Source organism: Streptomyces araujoniae (genome assembly GCF_050871195.1).
GTDB classification, from domain to species: Bacteria; Actinomycetota; Actinomycetes; order Streptomycetales; family Streptomycetaceae; genus Streptomyces; species Streptomyces bacillaris.
In genome coordinates this window covers 1,764,130-1,782,099 of sequence record NZ_CP194070.1, presented here as the reverse complement: position 1 = coordinate 1,782,099, position 17,970 = coordinate 1,764,130, and the positions used below count along the sequence as shown (strand labels likewise).

The window sequence follows — 17,970 nt, the reverse complement described above, 5'->3', positions numbered from 1 at the left end:
ATCCCACCGCCGTACGGCCCGGAACCCACCGCCGTACGGCTCCCGGGCCCGCTTCCTAGCCGCGCACCCCGCACAGATGCAGCAGCGCCGCGACGCTCCGGTACGGGTCGGTCCGCGCCGCCCGGTCCTCCAGGGCCAGCACCCGCTCCAGCTCCCCGGCGGGCAGCTCGGTGCCGTCGGCCACGTTGTCCGTGAAGACCCGCACGCCGTACCAGGCGTGCAGCGGGGCGGCGATCCCGGCGAGGGTGGCGCGCAGCGCCTCCAGCCGGTCGGCCCGCACGGTGGTGCCGAGGTCATCGGTGTACGTGGCCGAGTCGAAGGCCGCCAGGGCCGCGCCGAAGTCACCGGCGAGCGCGGGGCGCATCGCGAGCGCGTCCGCGTTCCGTACGAGCAGGGAGAGCAGGCCGCCCGGCGCCAGCATCCGGGCCAGCCCGGCCAGCATCGGGTCGGGCTCCTCGACGTACATCAGGACGCCGTGGCAGAGCACCACGTCGAAGCTGCCCGGCAGGAAGTGCACACCGGTCTCCCGGCCGTCCCCCTCGATCAGCCGGACCCGCTCCCGGATGCCCTCGGGCTCGGTCGACAGCGCCTCACGGGCCACGCCCAGCAGGGCGGCGTCCGACTCCAGGCCGGTCACCGAGTGACCGGCCCGCGCGAGCCGCAGCGCCTGGACGCCCCGGCCCATGCCGACGTCCAGGACGCGCAGCCGCTGACCGACCGGGAAGCGCCCGGCTATCTGCTCGTCCAGCTGCCGGGCGACCAGCTCCTGGCGGACGCTGTCCCGCACGGACCCGGGGCCCGCCGGACAGAGTCCAGGAGCGCCGGAGACCTCCGTGCTCAGGGCCGCTCTCCGCGCTTGACCTGCGGCTTCGGGAGCCGCAGACGACGCATCTGGAGCGTGCGCATCAGGCCGTAGGCGACCGCACCGCGCTTGGGGGTGTCCGGGAAGCGCTCCCGCAGCTGCTTCTTCAGCCGGATCGACAGACCGATCGAGTCGATCACGATCAGGATGATCACACCCATCCAGAGCAGCAGCGAGATGCTCTGGATGTTCTGCACCTGGATCACGCTGAGGATCAGGATGATCACGGCGAGCGGCAGGAACCACTCGGCGACGCAGAAGCGCGAGTCCACGTAGTCACGGACGAAGCGCCGCACCGGGCCCTTGTCGCGGACCGGCAGATAGCGCTCGTCGCCGGAGGCCAGGGCCTCGCGCTGGCGGGCCAGGTCGGCGCGGCGCGCTTCCCGCTGGCGCTTCACGGCCGCCTTGCGGTCGGTCGGCGCGCTGGACGCGGCACGGCGGCGCTGCGTCTGGGCCTCGCTGCGCTTGGGGGTGGGGCGACCCTTGGGAGCCTGCGGGTCGCGGGGCTGCTTGGAGAGGTCCGCCGTCACCTGATCGGTGGGGGCCTTCTCTGTCTTGGCACGGCTACGGAACACAAAACCCAAGGGTACGGGGTCGGCCCGCGGACGCGTGGACCCGGGCGGGAACGATCCGGCAACGGACGGCGTCCCTGTAGGCACCCGACAGGGGCAGAACAGGCCTTAACCACCGGTTTCCCCGACCGCCGCCTACACCCTGGGCGGGAGCGGCGGCGGGGTGCACTCGTCCTTGGGGAGGAGCACATCCGCACTCGAACAGTGCGGTAATAGAGGCAGGGCCCGTACTGTGGGTTCTATCGGGAGTGCTGGAGCTCAGTCCGTCAGAAGGGGGCGCGCGAAGCCCATGAGCGGTGTCATGAAGCGTATGGGGATGCTTTTCCGCGCGAAGGCAAACAAGGCCCTTGACCGGGCCGAGGATCCGCGCGAGACCCTGGATTACTCGTACCAGAAGCAGCTGGAGCTGCTTCAGAAGGTGCGTCGCGGCGTCGCCGACGTGGCGACGTCCCGCAAGCGCCTGGAGCTGCAGCTCAACCAGCTGCAGGGCCAGTCGGCCAAGCTGGAGGACCAGGGCCGCAAGGCGCTGGCGCTGGGCCGTGAGGACCTGGCGCGTGAGGCGCTGTCCCGGCGCGCCGCCCTCCAGCAGCAGGTCACCGACCTGGAGACGCAGCACACGACGCTGCAGGGCGAGGAGGAGAAGCTCACCCTCGCGGCCCAGCGGCTGCAGGCCAAGGTCGATGCCTTCCGCACCAAGAAGGAGACCATCAAGGCGACCTACACGGCGGCCCAGGCGCAGACCCGGATCGGGGAGGCCTTCTCCGGCATCTCCGAGGAGATGGGCGACGTCGGCCTCGCGATCCAGCGGGCCGAGGACAAGACGCAGCAGCTCCAGGCGCGGGCCGGCGCCATCGACGAGCTGCTCGCCTCCGGCGCCCTGGACGACCCGACCGGCACGGCGAAGGACGACATCGCCGCCGAGCTGGACCGGATCTCCGGCGGTTCGGACGTGGAGCTGGAGCTCCAGCGCATGAAGGCAGAGCTGGCCGGCGGCTCCTCGTCCTCGCAGCAGGCGATCGAGGGCGGTGCCCAGGGCACCGCGCAGCAGCCGCAGCAGTCCCCGCACAAGTTCGACAAGCAGTAGTGAGGGCGGCGTCATGATCGTACGGATCATGGGGGAGGGCCAGGTCAAGCTGGCCGACAGTCACTTCGCCGAGCTGAACGAGCTGGACGATCTCCTCCTCAAGGAGATGGACAGCGGCGACGGCCCCGGCTTCCGCACCACGCTCAACGCCCTGCTCGACAAGGTGCGTGAGCTGGGCGCTCCACTGCCCGACGACTCCCTGGAGCCGTCGGAGCTGATCCTGCCCGCACCCGACGCGACCCTCGAAGAGGTGCGCGCGATGCTCAGCGACGACGGACTCATCCCGAACTGAACAGCGGAGGCCCCGCCTCCACCAGCACTCGTACGGACACGTGTACGTCAGCCCGTGCCCCGCGCCGGTCCGGTCCGCCGGTCACCGACGCGGGGCACGGCGCTGCCCGGCGCACCGGTCGTGGCCGTCCCGGCACCCGGCGGGGACGGTTCCGTACCCGGCACGCCGTACCGTTGCTGGACGTGACCACCCTTCCCTCCGGGTTCGCACGGGCCCGCCGCTGGCTTCGGGACCATCCGCTCGCGTTCGACGCGGCCCTGGCGTTCTGCGTCCTGACGGCCATGATCTGCGGTTCCTTCGCGGACCCCGGCAAGGGCCACGGGCCGACGTTCGGGACCCGCACGCCCGAACCCTTCAGCGTGCTGCTGATGGTGCTCGCCGCCTCGGCCCTCGTGCTCCGGCGGCGCCGGCCGATGCCGGTCCTCGCGGTGACCGGCGGCCTCGCGGCGACCGAGTACATCTTCATCGACCCGCCCGCCCCGGTGGTGATGAGCAGCGTCATCGCGCTCTACACCGTCGCCTCGCGCACCGACCGCCCCACCACCTGGCGGGTCGGGCTGCTGACCATGGGCATCCTGACGGCGGCCGCGATGTTCTTCGGCTCGACGCCCTGGTACAGCCAGGAGAACCTGGGCGTCTTCGCCTGGACCGGGATGGCCTCCGCCGCCGGGGACGCCGTCCGCAGCCGCCGCGCCTTCGTCGACGCGATCCGGGAGCGGGCCGAGCGGGCCGAGCGGACGAGGGAGGAGGAGGCGCGGCGCCGGGTCGCGGAGGAGCGGCTGCGGATCGCCCGGGACCTCCACGACGTGGTGGCCCACCACATCGCCCTGGTCAACGTGCAGGCCGGGGTCGCCGCCCACGTCATGGACAAGCGCCCCGACCAGGCCAAGGAGGCGCTCGCCCACGTCCGCGAGGCCAGCCGCTCCGCGCTCAACGAACTCCGGGTCACCGTCGGGCTGCTCCGCCAGTCCGGCGACCCCGAGGCGCCCACCGAACCGGCCCCCGGCCTCGCGGTCCTGGACGAGCTGGTGGCCACCTTCCGCAACGCCGGGCTCCCCGTCGAGGTGGTGGGCGCCGACCGGGCCCCCGGCCTCCCCTCCGCCGTCGACCTGGCCGCGTACCGGGTCATCCAGGAGGCCCTGACCAACGTACGCAAACACGCGGGCGCCGGGGCCGGGGCCGAGGTCAGCGTCGTACGGGTCGGCACCACCGCCGAGATCACGGTCCTGGACAACGGGCGGGGCGGCGCGGGCCCGGAAGGCGAGGCCGCCCCCGACGGCGGTGGCCACGGCCTGCTCGGCATGCGCGAACGCGTCACCGCCCTCGGCGGCGCCCTCACGGCGGGACCTCGGTACGGGGGCGGGTTCCGGGTCCATGCGATCCTGCCCATCGAGGCCCCCACCGGTGAGGGGGCCCGCACCAGCGAACCGGAACCGCCCGGCCCGGCGGCCACGACGGGGGAGCGCCGATGACCCAGCCCGCCAAGACGCCCGGGGCACCGGGAGCGCCCGGGGCGTCCGAGCCGCCCATCAGGGTGCTGCTCGCCGACGACCAGGCCCTGCTGCGCAGCGCGTTCCGAGTCCTGGTGGACTCCGAGCCCGGCATGGAGGTCGTCGGCGAGGCGGCCGACGGGGCCGAGGCGGTGGAGCTGGCCCGGACGACCGCCCCCGACGTCGTGCTGATGGACATCCGGATGCCGGGCACGGACGGGCTGGCCGCCACCCGCACGATCAGCGCCGACCCGGCGCTCGCCGCGGTCCGGGTGGTCATGCTCACCACCTTCGAGGTCGACGAGTACGTGGTGCAGGCCCTGCGCGCCGGGGCCTCCGGCTTCCTCGGCAAGGGCGCCGAGCCCGACGAACTGCTCAACGCCATCCGGATCGCGGCGGCGGGAGAGGCGCTGCTCTCCCCGGCGGCGACCAAGGGGCTCATCGCCACCTTCCTGGCCCAGGGCGGGAGTTCACCGGCGGGGGAGGGGGCGGAGAGCGCGCGGTACGCGGAGCGGCTGGCCGCGCTCACCGTACGCGAGCGGGAGGTCCTGGTCCTGGTGGCGGGCGGCCTCTCCAACGACCGGATCGCGGAACGGCTGGCGGTCAGCCCGCTCACGGTCAAGACGCATGTGAACCGGGCGATGGCGAAGGTGGCGGCCCGGGACCGGGCGCAACTGGTCGTCATCGCCTACGAATCGGGTCTGGTACGCCCCCGGGTGGAGTGAGGCGGTCCCGGGCGACGCGGAGGGTGGAGAGAAGGCGTACTCCACCTGCGGTATGCGCGGCATAAGAAAGCAGCCCGGGGACCGACGTCCGGGCGGACGGGGTCGGAGATCGTATGAGCGGACGGGATATGTCCCCCGCGCCGACCCCGGAACACCCCGGAACGGGCCACTGGTCCACCGCTCCTGGAACGGATCACCGCTCCTGGAACGGTTCACCGCCCCGGAACCGGTTCACCGCCCCCGGGTCCCCGCTTTCCCGCCCGTACGCCTCGCACGCTCGCACGCCACGGAAGAGAGACCCACCCATGTCCTGGCTGTCCAGATTCAGCCTCGCGCAGCGGGCCCTGATCGGGCTGATCTCGATCGTCGCGCTCGTCTTCGGCGCGATCGCGATCCCGCAGCTCAAGCAGCAACTGCTGCCCACCATCGAACTCCCGATGGTCTCGGTGCTGGCCCCCTACCCGGGCGCCTCCCCCGACGTGGTGGAGAAGCAGGTCGTCGAGCCGCTGGAGAACTCCCTCAAGGCCGTCGACGGCGTCGAGGGGATCACCTCCACCGCCAGTGAGGGCAACGCCCTCATCATGGCGACCTTCGACTTCGGCGACGAGGGCACCAAGCAGCTCGTCGCGGACATCCAGCAGGCGGTGAACCGGGCCCGCGCCCAACTGCCCCCGACGGTCGACCCGCAGGTCATCGCCGGTTCCACGGACGACATCCCGACCGTGGTCCTGGCCGTCACCTCCGACAAGGACCAGCAGGCGCTGGCCGACCAGCTCGACCGCACGGTCGTCCCCGCGCTCCAGGACATCGACGGCGTCGGCCAGGTCACGGTGGACGGGGTCCAGGAGCTCCAGATCTCCGTCGTCCCCGACGACGGGAAGCTGGCGGCGGCCGGGCTGAACGCGGGCTCCCTCGCCCAGGCGCTCCAGTCGGGCGGCGCCACGCTGCCGGCGGGCTCCTTCTCCGAGGCGGGCAAGAGCCGCACCATCCAGGTCGGCGGCGGCTACACCTCGCTGGAGCAGATCGAGGACCTCCAGGTCGTCCCCCAGCAGCAGCCGGGCGCCGCGGCGGAGGGTCCGGCCAAGCCCGTACGGATCGGGGACGTGGCGGAGGTGAAGCAGGAGCCGTCCACCGCGGTCTCCATCACCCGGACGAACGGCAAGCCCAGCCTCGCCGTGATGGCCACCATGGACAAGGACGGCAGCGCCGTCGCCATCTCGGACGCGGTCAAGGAGAAGCTGCCCGACCTCCGCAAGGACCTCGGCGCGGGAGCCGAACTCACCGTCGTCTCCGACCAGGGCCCGGCGGTCTCCAAGTCGATCTCCGGTCTCACCACCGAGGGCGCGCTCGGCCTGGTCTTCGCGGTCCTGGTGATCCTGGTCTTCCTCGCCTCGATCCGCTCGACGCTGGTCACCGCGGTCTCCATCCCGCTCTCCATCGTCCTGGCGCTCATCGTGCTCTGGACGCGTGACCTGTCGCTCAACATGCTGACGCTCGGCGCGCTGACCATCGCCATCGGCCGGGTCGTCGACGACTCGATCGTGGTCCTGGAGAACATCAAGCGCCACCTCGGCTACGGGGAGGAGCGCCAGACGGCCATCATCACGGCGGTCAAGGAGGTGGCCGGAGCGGTCACCTCCGCCACGCTCACCACGGTCGCCGTGTTCCTGCCGATCGGGCTCGTCGGCGGCATGGTGGGCCAGCTCTTCGGCTCGTTCTCGCTGACGGTCACCGCCGCGCTGCTGGCCTCGCTGCTGGTCTCGCTGACGGTGGTCCCGGTCCTCTCCTTCTGGTTCCTGCGCGCCCCCAAGGGCACCCCCGAGGACGCGGCCGAGGCCCGCCGCATCGCGGAGGAGAAGGAGGCGGCCAGCAAGCTCCAGCGCCTCTACGTCCCCGTCCTGCGCTTCGCGACCCGCCGCCGGATCACCAGCCTGGTCATCGCGGCCGCGGTGCTCGTCGCCACCTTCGGGATGCTCCCGCTCCTCAAGACCAACTTCTTCGACGCGGGCGAGCAGGAGGTCCTCACCGTCAAGCAGAAGCTGGAACCCGGCACCAGCCTCCAGGCCGCCGACGAGGCCGCCCGCAAGGTCGAGCAGGTCCTCACCGACGACAAGGGCGTCAAGGACTACCAGGTCACCGTCGGCTCCTCCGGCTTCATGGCCGCCTTCGGCGGCGGTACGGGCGCCAACCAGGCCTCGTACCAGGTCACCCTGAAGGACGCCAAGGACTACGAGGACGCCCAGGACCGCATAGCCAAGGCCCTCTCCGGACTCGACTCCATCGGGGACACCACCATCACCGCGGGCGACGGTTTCGGCGCCCAGGACCTGAGCGTCGTGGTCAAGGCATCGGACGCCGACGTCCTCAAGAAGGCCTCGGAGGCGGTCCGTACGGAGGTCGCCACGATCAAGGACGTCACCGACGTCCAGAGCGACCTGGCCCAGAGCGTCCCGCGCATCGCGGTCACCCCCAACGACAAGGCGGCGGCAGCCGGTTTCGACTCCACCGCCCTCGGCGGGATCGTCGCCGGAGCCGTACGCGGCACCCCGGCCGGCAGCGCGACGCTGGACGACACCGAGCGCGACATCGTCATCAAGTCCGCCCGCCCCGCCGCCACGATGGCCGAGCTGAAGGCCCTGCCGCTCGGCCCGGTGAAGCTGGGCGACATCGCCACGGTCGAACTGGTCCCCGGCCCGGTCTCGATGACCCGCATCGACGGCCAGCGCGCGGCGACCATCACCGCCAAGCCCGTCGGTGACAACACCGGCGCGGTCAGCGCCACCCTCGCCTCGAAGATCGACGCCCTGGACCTCCCCGACGGCGCCACCGCCACCATCGGCGGCGTCTCCGAGGACCAGAACGAGGCCTTCATGCAGCTCGGCCTCGCCATGCTGGCGGCCATCGCGATCGTCTTCATGCTGCTGGTCGCCACCTTCCGCTCCCTCGTCCAGCCGCTGATCCTGCTGGTCTCGGTCCCGTTCGCGGCGACCGGTGCCATCGGCCTGCTGCTCGTCACCGGCACCCCGCTGGGCGTCCCCGCGATGATCGGCCTGCTGATGCTGATCGGCATCGTGGTCACCAACGCGATCGTGCTGATCGACCTGATCAACCAGTACCGCGCCCAGGGCCTCGGCATCGTCGAAGCCGTCATCGAGGGCGGCCGCCACCGCTTCCGCCCGATCCTGATGACCGCCCTGGCCACCATCTTCGCCCTGCTCCCGATGGCCCTCGGCGTCACCGGCGACGGCGGCTTCATCTCCCAGCCGCTGGGCGTCGTGGTGATCGGCGGCCTCATCAGCTCCACGGTCCTGACCCTGGTGCTGGTCCCGACGCTGTACGCCATGGTCGAACTCCGCAAGGAGCGCCGCGCCGAGAAGAAGGCCGCCAAGCGCGCGGCCAGGGACAACACCCCGACCGGGCCCGACGCGGAGGAGGCGAAGGAGCCCGAGCCCGCGAAGGCCTGACGCCGGGAGACAAGGGGCCCGTCCCACGCACGCGCGTGGGACGGGCCCCTTCGGAGAGGCGGCGGCCCGTCCGTCTCAGGTCCCGTCGCCGCCCAGGGCCCGGATCATGCGGCTCAGCGTCTCCCCGCTCCGTTCGGGGTGGCGGGTGGTGACGGCCCGGGCCTCGTCCAGGAGGCGGGAGCGGGTCCGCTCGTCGGCCTTGTGGCGGAGGGCGGCCAGGTCGGCCGGGTCGAAGCCCCGGGTCTCGCCGGAGAGGACCAGGGCCATCTGGGCGTGGGTGAGCGAGGAGAGGCGGTCGCCGAAGACCTGGCCCTCGATGCCTCCGGCGTGCATCAGGGAGGTGCCGTCCCCGGCCTCCAGCGCGCGGTCCACATACGCCTGGAGGGTCGCGCGGTCCTCCACCAGGCGGTACGCGGCGTCCAGGCCTTCCGTACGTCCGATGTCGAGCATGGCGACATGGGCCAGAGGGGTGTCCGGGGGCGGCTGCACGGTCAGGAGGCGCGGGTGCTCCTCCAGGTAGGCCCGCGACTCCGTCCAGTCCGCGCACTCCAGCCACTCCGCCAGCTGCTCCGACAGGATCGGCGGGTCGTAGGCGGCGGTCACCCCGTGGACCAGCACCGCGTCCCGGAGCGCCGCGTGCCGCCGGGCGCCGTGCGGGTCCAGGATCGCCAGCTCGTCCAGGGCCGCCGCCGCCTCCTCGCCGCCCAGCACCTCCGCGTTGCCGGACCAGAAGTCGCGCGAGCGGGGCCAGGTGGGCGCGAACATCCAGGCGCTGACCAGGTCCAGGGTCTCCGGCCGCACGGCGAGCCACTCCGGCGCGGGCGTGAACGTCTCCTCCTCCCACACCGTGCGCACCGCCGCCATGTCCCCGTACGAACGCAGCGCCTGCCGGGCCCGTACGGTCACGGTGTCCGGGCCCCCGGCCCGCTGTGCGTCCTCGTCGAGCCACAGCACCAGCTCCGCCAGCCCGGTCGTCGGCCAGGGGGCCGGGCAGCGCAGCAGGAAGGTGTTCCGCTCCACGACCAGGCGGCGGCCGACCGCTGGATCCGACTCCGTGAACTCCTTGACGATGCCGTCGAACTCCTCGACCGCCGCCGCATGCCTGCCCAGACGCCCGAGCGCCCGGGTCAGGTCGTCCAGCGCCGCGATCAGGGGCGTGGCCGAGGCGGGAGAGGGGCCCGGCCGCTCCGGCATCAGCCGGCGGCCGAGGGCCACCGCCTCCCCGAACGCCTCCACCGCCCCCTCCGCGTCGCCCTCCAGCTCCCCGTAGGTGCCGAGCATCCGGAGGGCCCCGGCCAACTCCTCCTCCGCCTCCTCCCCGTGCGCCCGCAGCAGTGCGACGGCCTCCCGCACCGGGGGCAGGGCACCCACCGGGTCCCCGGTGTCCGCCAGGCACCGGGCCAGCGTGCGCAGCGCGACGGCCAGCCCCGGACGGAACGCCTCCACGCTCTCCGCCATCAGCTCGCGCTGGAGCGCCACGGCCTCCTCCGCCGCCCGCAGCCCCGCCGCCGGGTCACCGGCCCGGCCGAGGTGACCGGCCAGACAGTCCAGCGCCATGGCCAACTCCCGCACGAAGCGGGCCGGTTGCTCATCAGTGACTCCGGTGACTCCGGTGACCGGCCGCTCGCCGGTGAGCCCCCGGGCTTGCTGCCCGTCTGCGAGTTCCCGGGCCTGTCGTGTGTCGCCGAGCTCCCCGGCCGGCTGCCCGCCGGTGAGCCCGGCCGCCGGCCGCTCGACGCTGAGCCCGGCCGCCGGCCGCTCGACGCTGAGCCCAGCCGTCGGCCGCTCGACGCTGAGCCCAGCCGTCGGCCGCTCGCCGGTGAGCCCCCGGGCGTCCCGGCCGCCTTCACGCCCCCGAGCCGTCCCCTCGTCCACCAGCCCCCGGAACAGGCTCACGGCCTCCACCGTCGCCTCGACGGCCCCCGAGGCGTCGCTCACGGCCGCGCGGTGGCCGCCCAGGATGTGCAGGGCCGTGGCGAGCCGCGGACGGAAGGCCTCCGGCTCGTCCGCGGCCAGGTCCCGGAGGAGCCCCACCGCCTCCTCGGCCCGAGGCACGGCCTCCACCGCCTCGCCGGACCCGGCCAGCTGTCCGGCGTAGCGCAGCAGGTACTCCGCCAGCTCCGGTACGGACGCCCCCGGCAGGTCCTCGTCGATCAGCTCCCGCTGGAGCCGTACGGCCTGCTTCGCGAACGGCGCGGCGGCCGCCGGGTCCCCGGTGGCTGCGATCCGCTCGCCCAGCGCGCTCATGGCCAGGGCCAGCTCCGCCTGGTGGTCGCCCGGACGCTTCATGCCCAGCTCGGCGTAGATCCGCGCGGCGTCCTTGGCCGGGGGCAGGGCGCCGGCGACGTCCCCGACGGCGGCGAGCAGTTCCGACCACCGGTGCATCGCCCCGGCCAGTTCGGGCAGGAAGCCGCCGGGGCCGTCGTCGCCGGGGGAGCCGAGGGACCGGTAGATCACGGCCGCCTCCTCGGCGGGCGCGATGGCCCCCTGTACGTCCCCGGCCTCGGCCCGGACCGTGGAGAGGACGCCCAGGGCGGCCGCCAGGGCGGGCCGGCCGGTGGCGGGGTCCTTCTCGGCGGCGCCGCGACGGTTCCGTACCTCGTCCTCCGCCCGCGGCAGATCCCCTCCCGCCGGCTTTCCCGCCAACCCTGTTCCCGTCCCCCTCTCCGTCCCCGTCCCTACGCCCGTGCCGCGCGCCTCGTCCGACGCGCTCGTGCCCGTCCCGCGGTCCTCGTAGCTCATGCCCGCCCCACTGTCGTCTCGCCGTTCGTTCCCGGTCAGCCCCGGATGCGGTGAGTAGCAGCGTAGTTACGGGGTGGAGGGGGCGGGTGGCCTATGGGGAAGATTCAGCCGGTCCGGGGAGGGGTCCCGGCAGCGGAAAGCCCCGGTATGCCGCAGGTGTCGGCATACCGGGGCTTTCCTCCGGTGGACGTCCGGTGGGTAACCGGTGGATACGAGGCCCGCTCGGTTACGGCAGCGCCAGCATCCGCTCCAGCGCCAGCTTGGCGAACTTCTCCGTCTCCGGGTCGACCTCGATCCGGTTGACCAGCTTGCCGTCGGCCAGCGACTCCAGCGTCCAGACCAGGTGCGGCAGGTCGATGCGGTTCATCGTCGAGCAGAAGCAGACCGTCTTGTCGAGGAAGACGATCTCCTTGTCCTCCGCGGCGAAACGGTTCGCCAGACGGCGGACCAGGTTCAGCTCCGTGCCGATGGCCCACTTCGAGCCGCGCGGGGCCGCCTCCAGCGCCTTGATGATGTACTCCGTCGAGCCGACGTAGTCCGCCGCCGCCACGACCTCGTGCTTGCACTCCGGGTGCACCAGCACGTTGACGCCGGGGATCCGGGCCCGGACGTCCTCGACCGATTCGACCGAGAAGCGGCCGTGGACCGAGCAGTGGCCGCGCCACAGGATCATCCTGGCGTCCCGCAGCTGCTCGGCGGTGAGGCCGCCGTTCGGCTTGTGCGGGTTGTAGACGACGCAGTCCTCCAGGCTCATCCCCATGTCCCGCACCGCCGTGTTGCGGCCCAGGTGCTGGTCGGGGAGGAAGAGGATCTTCTCGCCCTGCTCGAAGGCCCACTCCAGGGCGCGTTTCGCGTTGGACGAGGTGCAGATCGTGCCGCCGTGGCGGCCGGTGAAGGCCTTGATGTCGGCGGAGGAGTTCATGTAGGAGACGGGCACCACCTGGTCGGCGATCCCGGCGTCCGTCAGCACGTCCCAGCACTCCGCGACCTGCTCGGCGGTGGCCATGTCGGCCATCGAGCAGCCCGCCGCCAGGTCCGGCAGCACGACCGCCTGGGCGTCGGTGGTCAGGATGTCCGCGGACTCGGCCATGAAGTGCACACCGCAGAACACGATGTACTCCGCCTCCGGGCGCGCGGCCGCGTCCCGGGCGAGCTTGAACGAGTCGCCGGTCACGTCGGCGAACTGGATGACCTCGTCGCGCTGGTAGTGGTGGCCGAGGACGAAGACCCGGTCCCCGAGCCTCTCCTTGGCCGCGCGGGCCCGGGCCACCAGGTCGGGGTCGGAGGGGGAGGGGAGGTCGCCGGGGCATTCGACGCCTCGCTCGCTCCTCGGGTCGGCCTCGCGACCGAGCAGCAGCAGCGCGAGGGGTGTCGGCTGTACGTCCAGGGGCTGGGCCGTGGTCACGTCACGCACCCTTTCTTCTCTGCGTTCTGCTCTGCGGCTTCGGCGAACGCGCCTTTTCGTCTATTTGACGCTATCTATCATAGCTCCTTCGTGTCACTTTGACGATGCCGATAGCGTCGATGTGACGCATCCCCCGGGCGAGCGGGTGTGCGAGCATGAAAAGGAACAGACACGCGCTTGGCCCGGAATGAATCCGCGGCTGAGACGGTTGAACCGTCGGCAAGCAGTCCGAACAACCCGGGAGAGAAGCAGATGTCCGTATCGGACGAGACCACCAAGGTGAGCGACGGCATCCTCCTGTCCGACGCCGCCGCAGCCAAGGTCAAGGCCCTGCTGGAGCAGGAAGGCCGCGAGGACCTGGCGCTGCGCGTAGCCGTCCAGCCCGGCGGTTGCTCGGGCCTGCGCTACCAGCTCTTCTTCGACGAGCGCTCGCTCGACGGGGACGTCGTCAAGGACTTCGACGGCGTCAAGGTCGTCACCGACCGGATGAGCGCCCCGTATCTGGGCGGCGCCTCCATCGACTTCGTCGACACCATCGAGAAGCAGGGCTTCACGATCGACAACCCCAACGCCACCGGCTCCTGCGCCTGCGGCGACTCGTTCAGCTAGACGCTGCGAGAGCGCGTACGACGTACGAGGGCGGCCCCGGGATCTCCTCCCGGGGCCGCCCTCGTACGTTCCGTGCCGTCACTCCACGCTCAGCCGCGCGGCACCGTCGCCCCGCTCTCCGCGTCGATCACCGTACGGTCGCCCAGCGGCTCCTTCAGCGTCACCGTCCGCTTCAGCTCCTTGGCGATCATGATGCAGGCGCCGTCCTTCTGCGGCTTCTCCGTGATGGTGATCCGCACCTGCCCCGGGCTCTCCTCGGCGCTCGCCGTGTAGGTGGAGCACACCCCGCCCCAGAAGGTCACCTCCAGCGTCCGGCCGTCGGCCGCGTACGAGGTCGCCTTGCGTTCGCCCGAAGGCGTCGGCGCGTCCGGCTTCTCGACGTACTCCGGCGCCACGGCGATCTGCGTCACCGTGCTCTCCGGCCCGCCCGACCCCTGCCGGACCTGGAACAGCCACGACGGTACGAGGGTCTGACGGCCCTCCTCGTAGCTCAGGGCCAGCCCGAACACCGCGTCCTCGACCGTGTGCTGCACCGGGGCCCGCTTGCCGTTCGACGGCACGCACTGCGGGTCGCCCGGCTTCGGCTCGCCCTCCAGCGGTACGGGGGTGGCGCAGCCGCCGATGTCCCGGCTCGCCTCCCCGTCGGCCCGGCCCGCCTCGTTGAGCTGGTTCAGCGCCGCCTCCGCCCCGATCACGGGGTAGGTGGCTCCCTTCTCCAGGGCCTTCAGCTGCCCGCTGCCCCCGGCCACCGTGCCGTCCGGCCCGATCTGCACCCCGGTCGTCCAGCCGTAGGTGGGCAGCCCGTCCACCTTCGGCTCCGCGTTCACCACGCGTACGTCACCCATGAGCTGGGCCGCGTCCAGCGCCGCGTCCGCCTGGCCGACGGCCTTCAGCACGGGCGCGGCGGCGGCCTTCGCGGCCTGCTCGTCCACCGGCTTCCCGTCCGCCTCCGGCGCGCCCTGGTTGGCGCACATCTTCCCCGGCTCGCACGGCTCCACGGGCGTGGTGCGGGCGAACGTCCAGGTGCCCGGGGCCTGCTTGGTGACCTTCAGGAGCGCGCCGGGCCCGTCCTCGTCACCCACCACCCAGGAGGCGTCCACGGTCCGCGGGGTCCCCGGGATGCCGAGCGCCTTCGCCAGCCGGGCCACCTCCGCCGGGGCGACCGTGCCCGTGGCGCGGTGCACCGCCGCCTTGTCGGGGCCGTCGGGGAGCTTGCCCTCCGCCCGGTAGACCGCCGGCGGACCGTTCGGGTCCGGTTCGCCGGGAGCGATGCCCGGGGGAGGCGTGTCCGGGTCGCCGGGGGTGGCCGGGGCGGCCTCGGCGGCGTCCAGCGCCAGCACGGGGGCCGCGTCGCGGGAGGCGTTCCCGCCGCCGTCCGCCGCGCCGCCGTCACCGGAGGCGGTGGTGGCCCAGTAGGCCCCGCCGCCCCCGGCCAGCAGCACCGCTGCCGCCACCGAGGCCACCGCGAGCGGCGTACGCCGCCGACGGGGGCCGGTCACGTCGTTGTCGGGTCGCTCGGTGCTCACCGGATCGCTCCTTCGACTGCGTTGCCGTCGCGTTCACTACCGCGTGCCCCCGGACGGGGACACCGGTGGGACGGAACGGAGGAGCGAGCGGTTCCCCGGCGGTCCCCGCGCACCGGCGAACGGGGCGCGTTCCCCGCACGGTTCACACCGGATCGCGAGCGGTCCACACCGGAGAACCCCGCACGGTTCACCCCGGAAACCCCTGCACCGTCCACACCGGAAACCTCGTGCGGTTCACACCCGAAGCGCGAGCGGTTCAGGCCGAAGATGCGAGGAAACGCGCGGAAGAGGCGCCAGGTACAAGCAGGCGCGGACCGGGGCGGACCGGAACGCGTCGGCCGGCCCCCGGCCATCGGACCGAGTGTCCGGATCCGGGATCAGACCAGGGGCCGGATCCCGGCTCCGGGCCGGCTCACTCCCCGTACTCCGACATCGCGTCCACCAGCCGCGCCGACGCGGGCGGCACCGTGATCCCGTGGATCAGTGACGGCTTGACCGGGGTGACCACGGTCTTCTTGGGCGTGGTCCAGTGCGGGGCCATGCGCGCGCAGTCCCCGCGCAGCTCGGCCAGGCTCACTTCGGACTCTCGCGGTGCGGTGTGCTTCGACATATCCGCACCGTAACCACGGTCACGCTCAGGTAGAAAGCCCTACTATCGGGTAGTTTTCCCTTTTCCCGGCCGGAGGGGTCACCCGGTAGCGTGAACTGTCACGCCGTCCCGGAGGGCGCACCTCGGCCCTTCGCCTTCCGCAGGAGAAGCCTCCCCGTGCGTATCGCAGTCACCGGCTCCATCGCCACCGACCACCTCATGACCTTCCCCGGCCGCTTCGCCGACCAGCTGGTCGCGGATCAGCTGCACACGGTCTCCCTCTCCTTCCTGGTCGACAACCTCGATGTGCGCCGGGGCGGTGTCGCCGCCAACATCTGCTTCGGCATGGGGCTGCTCGGCACGGAGCCGATCCTCGTGGGCGCCGCGGGCTCCGACTTCGACGACTACCGCGCCTGGCTCGACCGGCACGGCGTGGAGACCGGCTCGGTCCGGATCTCCGAGGTCCTGCACACCGCCCGCTTCGTCTGCACCACCGACGCCGACCACAACCAGATCGGCTCCTTCTACACGGGCGCGATGAGCGAGGCCCGGCTGATCGAACTGAAGAGCGTCGCGGACCGGGTCGGCGGCCTGGACCTCGTCTCGATCGGCGCGGACGACCCGGAGGCGATGCTCCGCCACACGGAGGAGTGCCGTTCGCGGAACATCCCGTTCGCCGCCGACTTCTCCCAGCAGATCGCGCGCATGGACGGCGAGGAGATCCGCATCCTGCTGGACGGCGCCACCTACCTCTTCTCCAACGAGTACGAGAAGGGGCTCATCGAGTCCAAGACCGGCTGGAGCGACGAGGAGATCCTCTCCAAGGTCGGCCACCGGGTCACCACGCTCGGCTCCCGCGGTGTCCGGATCGAGAAGGCCGGCGAGCCGGTCATCGAGGTCGGCTGCCCCGAGGAGGAGACCAAGGCCGACCCGACCGGCGTCGGCGACGCCTTCCGGGCCGGGTTCCTCTCCGGTCTCGCCTGGGGCGTCGGCCTGGAGCGCGCCGCCCAGGTCGGCTGCATGCTCGCCACCCTGGTCATCGAGACGGTCGGCACCCAGGAGTACACCCTGCGCCGCACCCACTTCATGGACCGCTTCACCAAGGCGTACGGCGACGAGGCCGCCGCCGAGGTCCGGCAGCACCTCGTCTAGGGAGCGTCCGGTGGGGAGTGTCCGGCGGACACTCCCCAGCCCTCAGGAGAGCCGGCGGACCACATAGGCCGCACCCCGGTCCGCCGGCTCCTCGCCCACGTACTCCTGCTCCCGCATCTCGCACCAGGCGGGGATGTCCAGCCGGGCCGCCTCGTCGTCCGCGAGGACCGTCACCGTGGCGCCCACCGGTACCTCCCCGATCACCTTTGCGAGTTCGATCACCGGGATCGGGCAGCGGCGGCCCAGCGCGTCGACCACCAGGGACCGGGTCGGTGCGGGGGAGGGGGGCGCCGGCACAGGGGCGCCGAGCCGTTCCCGTACCTCCGCGACCACCCCGGGCACCACCTCCAGGAAGCGGTCCACATCCGCCTCCGCCGTGCCCATCGGCAGCGAGACCCGGACGTTCCCCTCCGAGAGCACCCCCATCGCCCTGAGCACATGGCTCGGCTCCAGGGTGCTGCTCGTACAGGAGGAACCGGAGGAGACGGAGAACCCGTGCCGGTCCAGCTCGTGGAGAAGGGTCTCCCCGTCGACATAGAGACAGGAGAAGGTGACCAGGTGCGGCAGCCGCCGCTCCGGATCGCCCACCACCTCCACATCGCCGACCCGCCCGGCCACCGCGGTCCGGATCCGGTCCACCAGCGCCCGCAGCCGCACCGCCTCGGCCGCCGCCTCGTCCCGCACCGCGCGGAGCGAGGCCGCCGCAGCCACGATCGCGGGCAGGTTCTCGAACCCCGGCGCCCGCCCCGACTCCCGCTCACCGGCCGGGCCCTGCGGCGCGAACCGCACCCCCTTCCGTACCGCGAGGAGCCCCACCCCGGCCGGCCCGCCCCACTTGTGCGCGCTCGCCGTCAGCAGCGACCAGCCGCCCGCCACCGGACCCCACCCCAGCGACTGGGCGGCGTCCACCAGCAGCGGCACCCCGGCCCCGGCGCAGAGCGCGGCCACCTCCGCCACCGGCTGCTCGGTCCCCACCTCGTGGTTGGCCGACTGGAGGCAGGCCAGCGCGGTGCCCTCCCGCAGCGCCCCGGCGTACGCCTCCGGGTCCACCGCCCCCGACCGCCCCACCGGCACCTCGGTCACCGTCCCGCCCGCCGCCTCGTGCGCCGCCGCCGCATGGAGCACGGAGGAGTGCTCGACGGCCGAGAGGGCCAGATGGCGGCCGACACGCCGACGCCCCGAAAGAGCGCCGGCCACTCCCGTGTGGACGGCGGTGGTCCCCGAAGAGGTGAAGACCAGCTCGTCCGGACGGCAGCCGACCGCGTCCGCCGCGGCCTCCCGGGCCGCGTCCAGCAGCAGCCGGGCCCGCCGCCCCTCGCGGTAGAGCCGGGCGGGGTCGGCCCACCCCTCGTCCAGCGCGGCCAGCAGCGCCTGACGTGCGACGGGGTGCAGGGGGGCGGCGGAGGCCGCGTCGAAGTAGGGCACACCGCCACGCTAGCCCGCACCGCCTGTCACCTC

At 72.8% G+C, this 17,970-nt stretch carries 14 protein-coding genes; 7 read left to right on the top strand and 7 right to left on the bottom strand.

All coding sequences use genetic code 11. The features are described 5' to 3' along the window. Positions 1 to 55 precede the first annotated feature (55 nt). Both ACQ9ZG_RS07615 and ACQ9ZG_RS07610 read right to left on the bottom strand, forming a co-directional pair. On the bottom strand, positions 56 to 763 hold the full coding sequence (locus tag ACQ9ZG_RS07615) for a methyltransferase domain-containing protein (RefSeq protein WP_078507612.1): 708 nt from the start codon (positions 761 to 763) through the stop codon (positions 56 to 58). Positions 764 to 837: 74 nt separating this feature from the next. Next, positions 838 to 1,437 carry a DUF3043 domain-containing protein gene (locus ACQ9ZG_RS07610; RefSeq protein ID WP_026237281.1) on the bottom strand — a complete coding sequence of 200 codons (600 nt, stop codon included), beginning with the start codon at positions 1,435 to 1,437 and terminating at the stop codon, positions 838 to 840. Between the two features lie 298 nt (positions 1,438 to 1,735). Between ACQ9ZG_RS07610 and ACQ9ZG_RS07605 the strand changes: the two genes are divergently transcribed. The 5 genes from ACQ9ZG_RS07605 (at position 1,736) to ACQ9ZG_RS07585 (ending at position 8,489) form a co-directional block, all read left to right on the top strand. Beyond that, a complete protein-coding gene (locus ACQ9ZG_RS07605) occupies positions 1,736 to 2,518 on the top strand; it encodes a PspA/IM30 family protein (protein WP_026237280.1) in 783 nt (260 codons plus the stop codon). 13 nt (positions 2,519 to 2,531) lie between these two features. Then, positions 2,532 to 2,810, top strand: coding sequence for a PspA-associated protein PspAA (gene pspAA, locus ACQ9ZG_RS07600; protein WP_018486713.1), 279 nt, complete (start codon positions 2,532 to 2,534; stop codon positions 2,808 to 2,810). Between the two features lie 182 nt (positions 2,811 to 2,992). Next, entirely contained in the window at positions 2,993 to 4,282 is a 1,290-nt protein-coding gene (locus ACQ9ZG_RS07595; RefSeq protein WP_026237279.1) for a sensor histidine kinase, read from the top strand. Next, entirely contained in the window at positions 4,279 to 5,025 is a 747-nt protein-coding gene (locus tag ACQ9ZG_RS07590; protein WP_109914757.1) for a response regulator, read from the top strand. The genes ACQ9ZG_RS07595 and ACQ9ZG_RS07590 overlap by 4 nt, the downstream gene beginning before the upstream one ends. Before the next feature lie 305 nt (positions 5,026 to 5,330). Then, the gene (locus ACQ9ZG_RS07585; RefSeq protein WP_109914756.1) at positions 5,331 to 8,489 is read left to right on the top strand and encodes an efflux RND transporter permease subunit; all 3,159 of its coding nucleotides are present in this window, start codon (positions 5,331 to 5,333) and stop codon (positions 8,487 to 8,489) included. Positions 8,490 to 8,564: 75 nt separating this feature from the next. On the opposite strand, the gene ACQ9ZG_RS07580 is transcribed toward ACQ9ZG_RS07585, so the two are convergent. Further along, entirely contained in the window at positions 8,565 to 11,231 is a 2,667-nt protein-coding gene (locus ACQ9ZG_RS07580; protein WP_499280162.1) for a tetratricopeptide repeat protein, read from the bottom strand. Positions 11,232 to 11,457: 226 nt separating this feature from the next. Beyond that, on the bottom strand, positions 11,458 to 12,636 hold the full coding sequence (nadA, locus tag ACQ9ZG_RS07575; RefSeq protein WP_084997196.1) for a quinolinate synthase NadA: 1,179 nt from the start codon (positions 12,634 to 12,636) through the stop codon (positions 11,458 to 11,460). A gap of 252 nt (positions 12,637 to 12,888) precedes the next feature. Here nadA and erpA point away from each other — a divergent pair, with 252 nt between their 5' ends. After that, positions 12,889 to 13,245: an iron-sulfur cluster insertion protein ErpA gene (gene erpA, locus ACQ9ZG_RS07570; RefSeq protein ID WP_018486704.1), complete on the top strand. Its 357-nt coding sequence runs from the start codon at positions 12,889 to 12,891 to the stop codon at positions 13,243 to 13,245. An 89-nt stretch (positions 13,246 to 13,334) separates the two neighbouring features. Here the strand turns inward: erpA and ACQ9ZG_RS07565 are convergent, their stop codons facing one another. Together ACQ9ZG_RS07565 and ACQ9ZG_RS07560 are read right to left on the bottom strand one after the other, a co-directional pair. Further along, positions 13,335 to 14,771, bottom strand: coding sequence for a hypothetical protein (locus tag ACQ9ZG_RS07565; protein ID WP_499280160.1), 1,437 nt, complete (start codon positions 14,769 to 14,771; stop codon positions 13,335 to 13,337). A gap of 412 nt (positions 14,772 to 15,183) precedes the next feature. Next, positions 15,184 to 15,381 (bottom strand): hypothetical protein, encoded by a 198-nt coding sequence (locus tag ACQ9ZG_RS07560; protein WP_028415566.1) that lies wholly within the window; start codon positions 15,379 to 15,381, stop codon positions 15,184 to 15,186. A 156-nt stretch (positions 15,382 to 15,537) separates the two neighbouring features. Between ACQ9ZG_RS07560 and ACQ9ZG_RS07555 the strand changes: the two genes are divergently transcribed. Further along, the gene (locus ACQ9ZG_RS07555; RefSeq protein ID WP_028415567.1) at positions 15,538 to 16,512 is read left to right on the top strand and encodes a carbohydrate kinase family protein; all 975 of its coding nucleotides are present in this window, start codon (positions 15,538 to 15,540) and stop codon (positions 16,510 to 16,512) included. A 42-nt stretch (positions 16,513 to 16,554) separates the two neighbouring features. On the opposite strand, the gene ACQ9ZG_RS07550 is transcribed toward ACQ9ZG_RS07555, so the two are convergent. Continuing rightward, positions 16,555 to 17,937, bottom strand: coding sequence for a cysteine desulfurase/sulfurtransferase TusA family protein (locus ACQ9ZG_RS07550; protein ID WP_499280158.1), 1,383 nt, complete (start codon positions 17,935 to 17,937; stop codon positions 16,555 to 16,557). Positions 17,938 to 17,970: the final 33 nt, after the last annotated feature.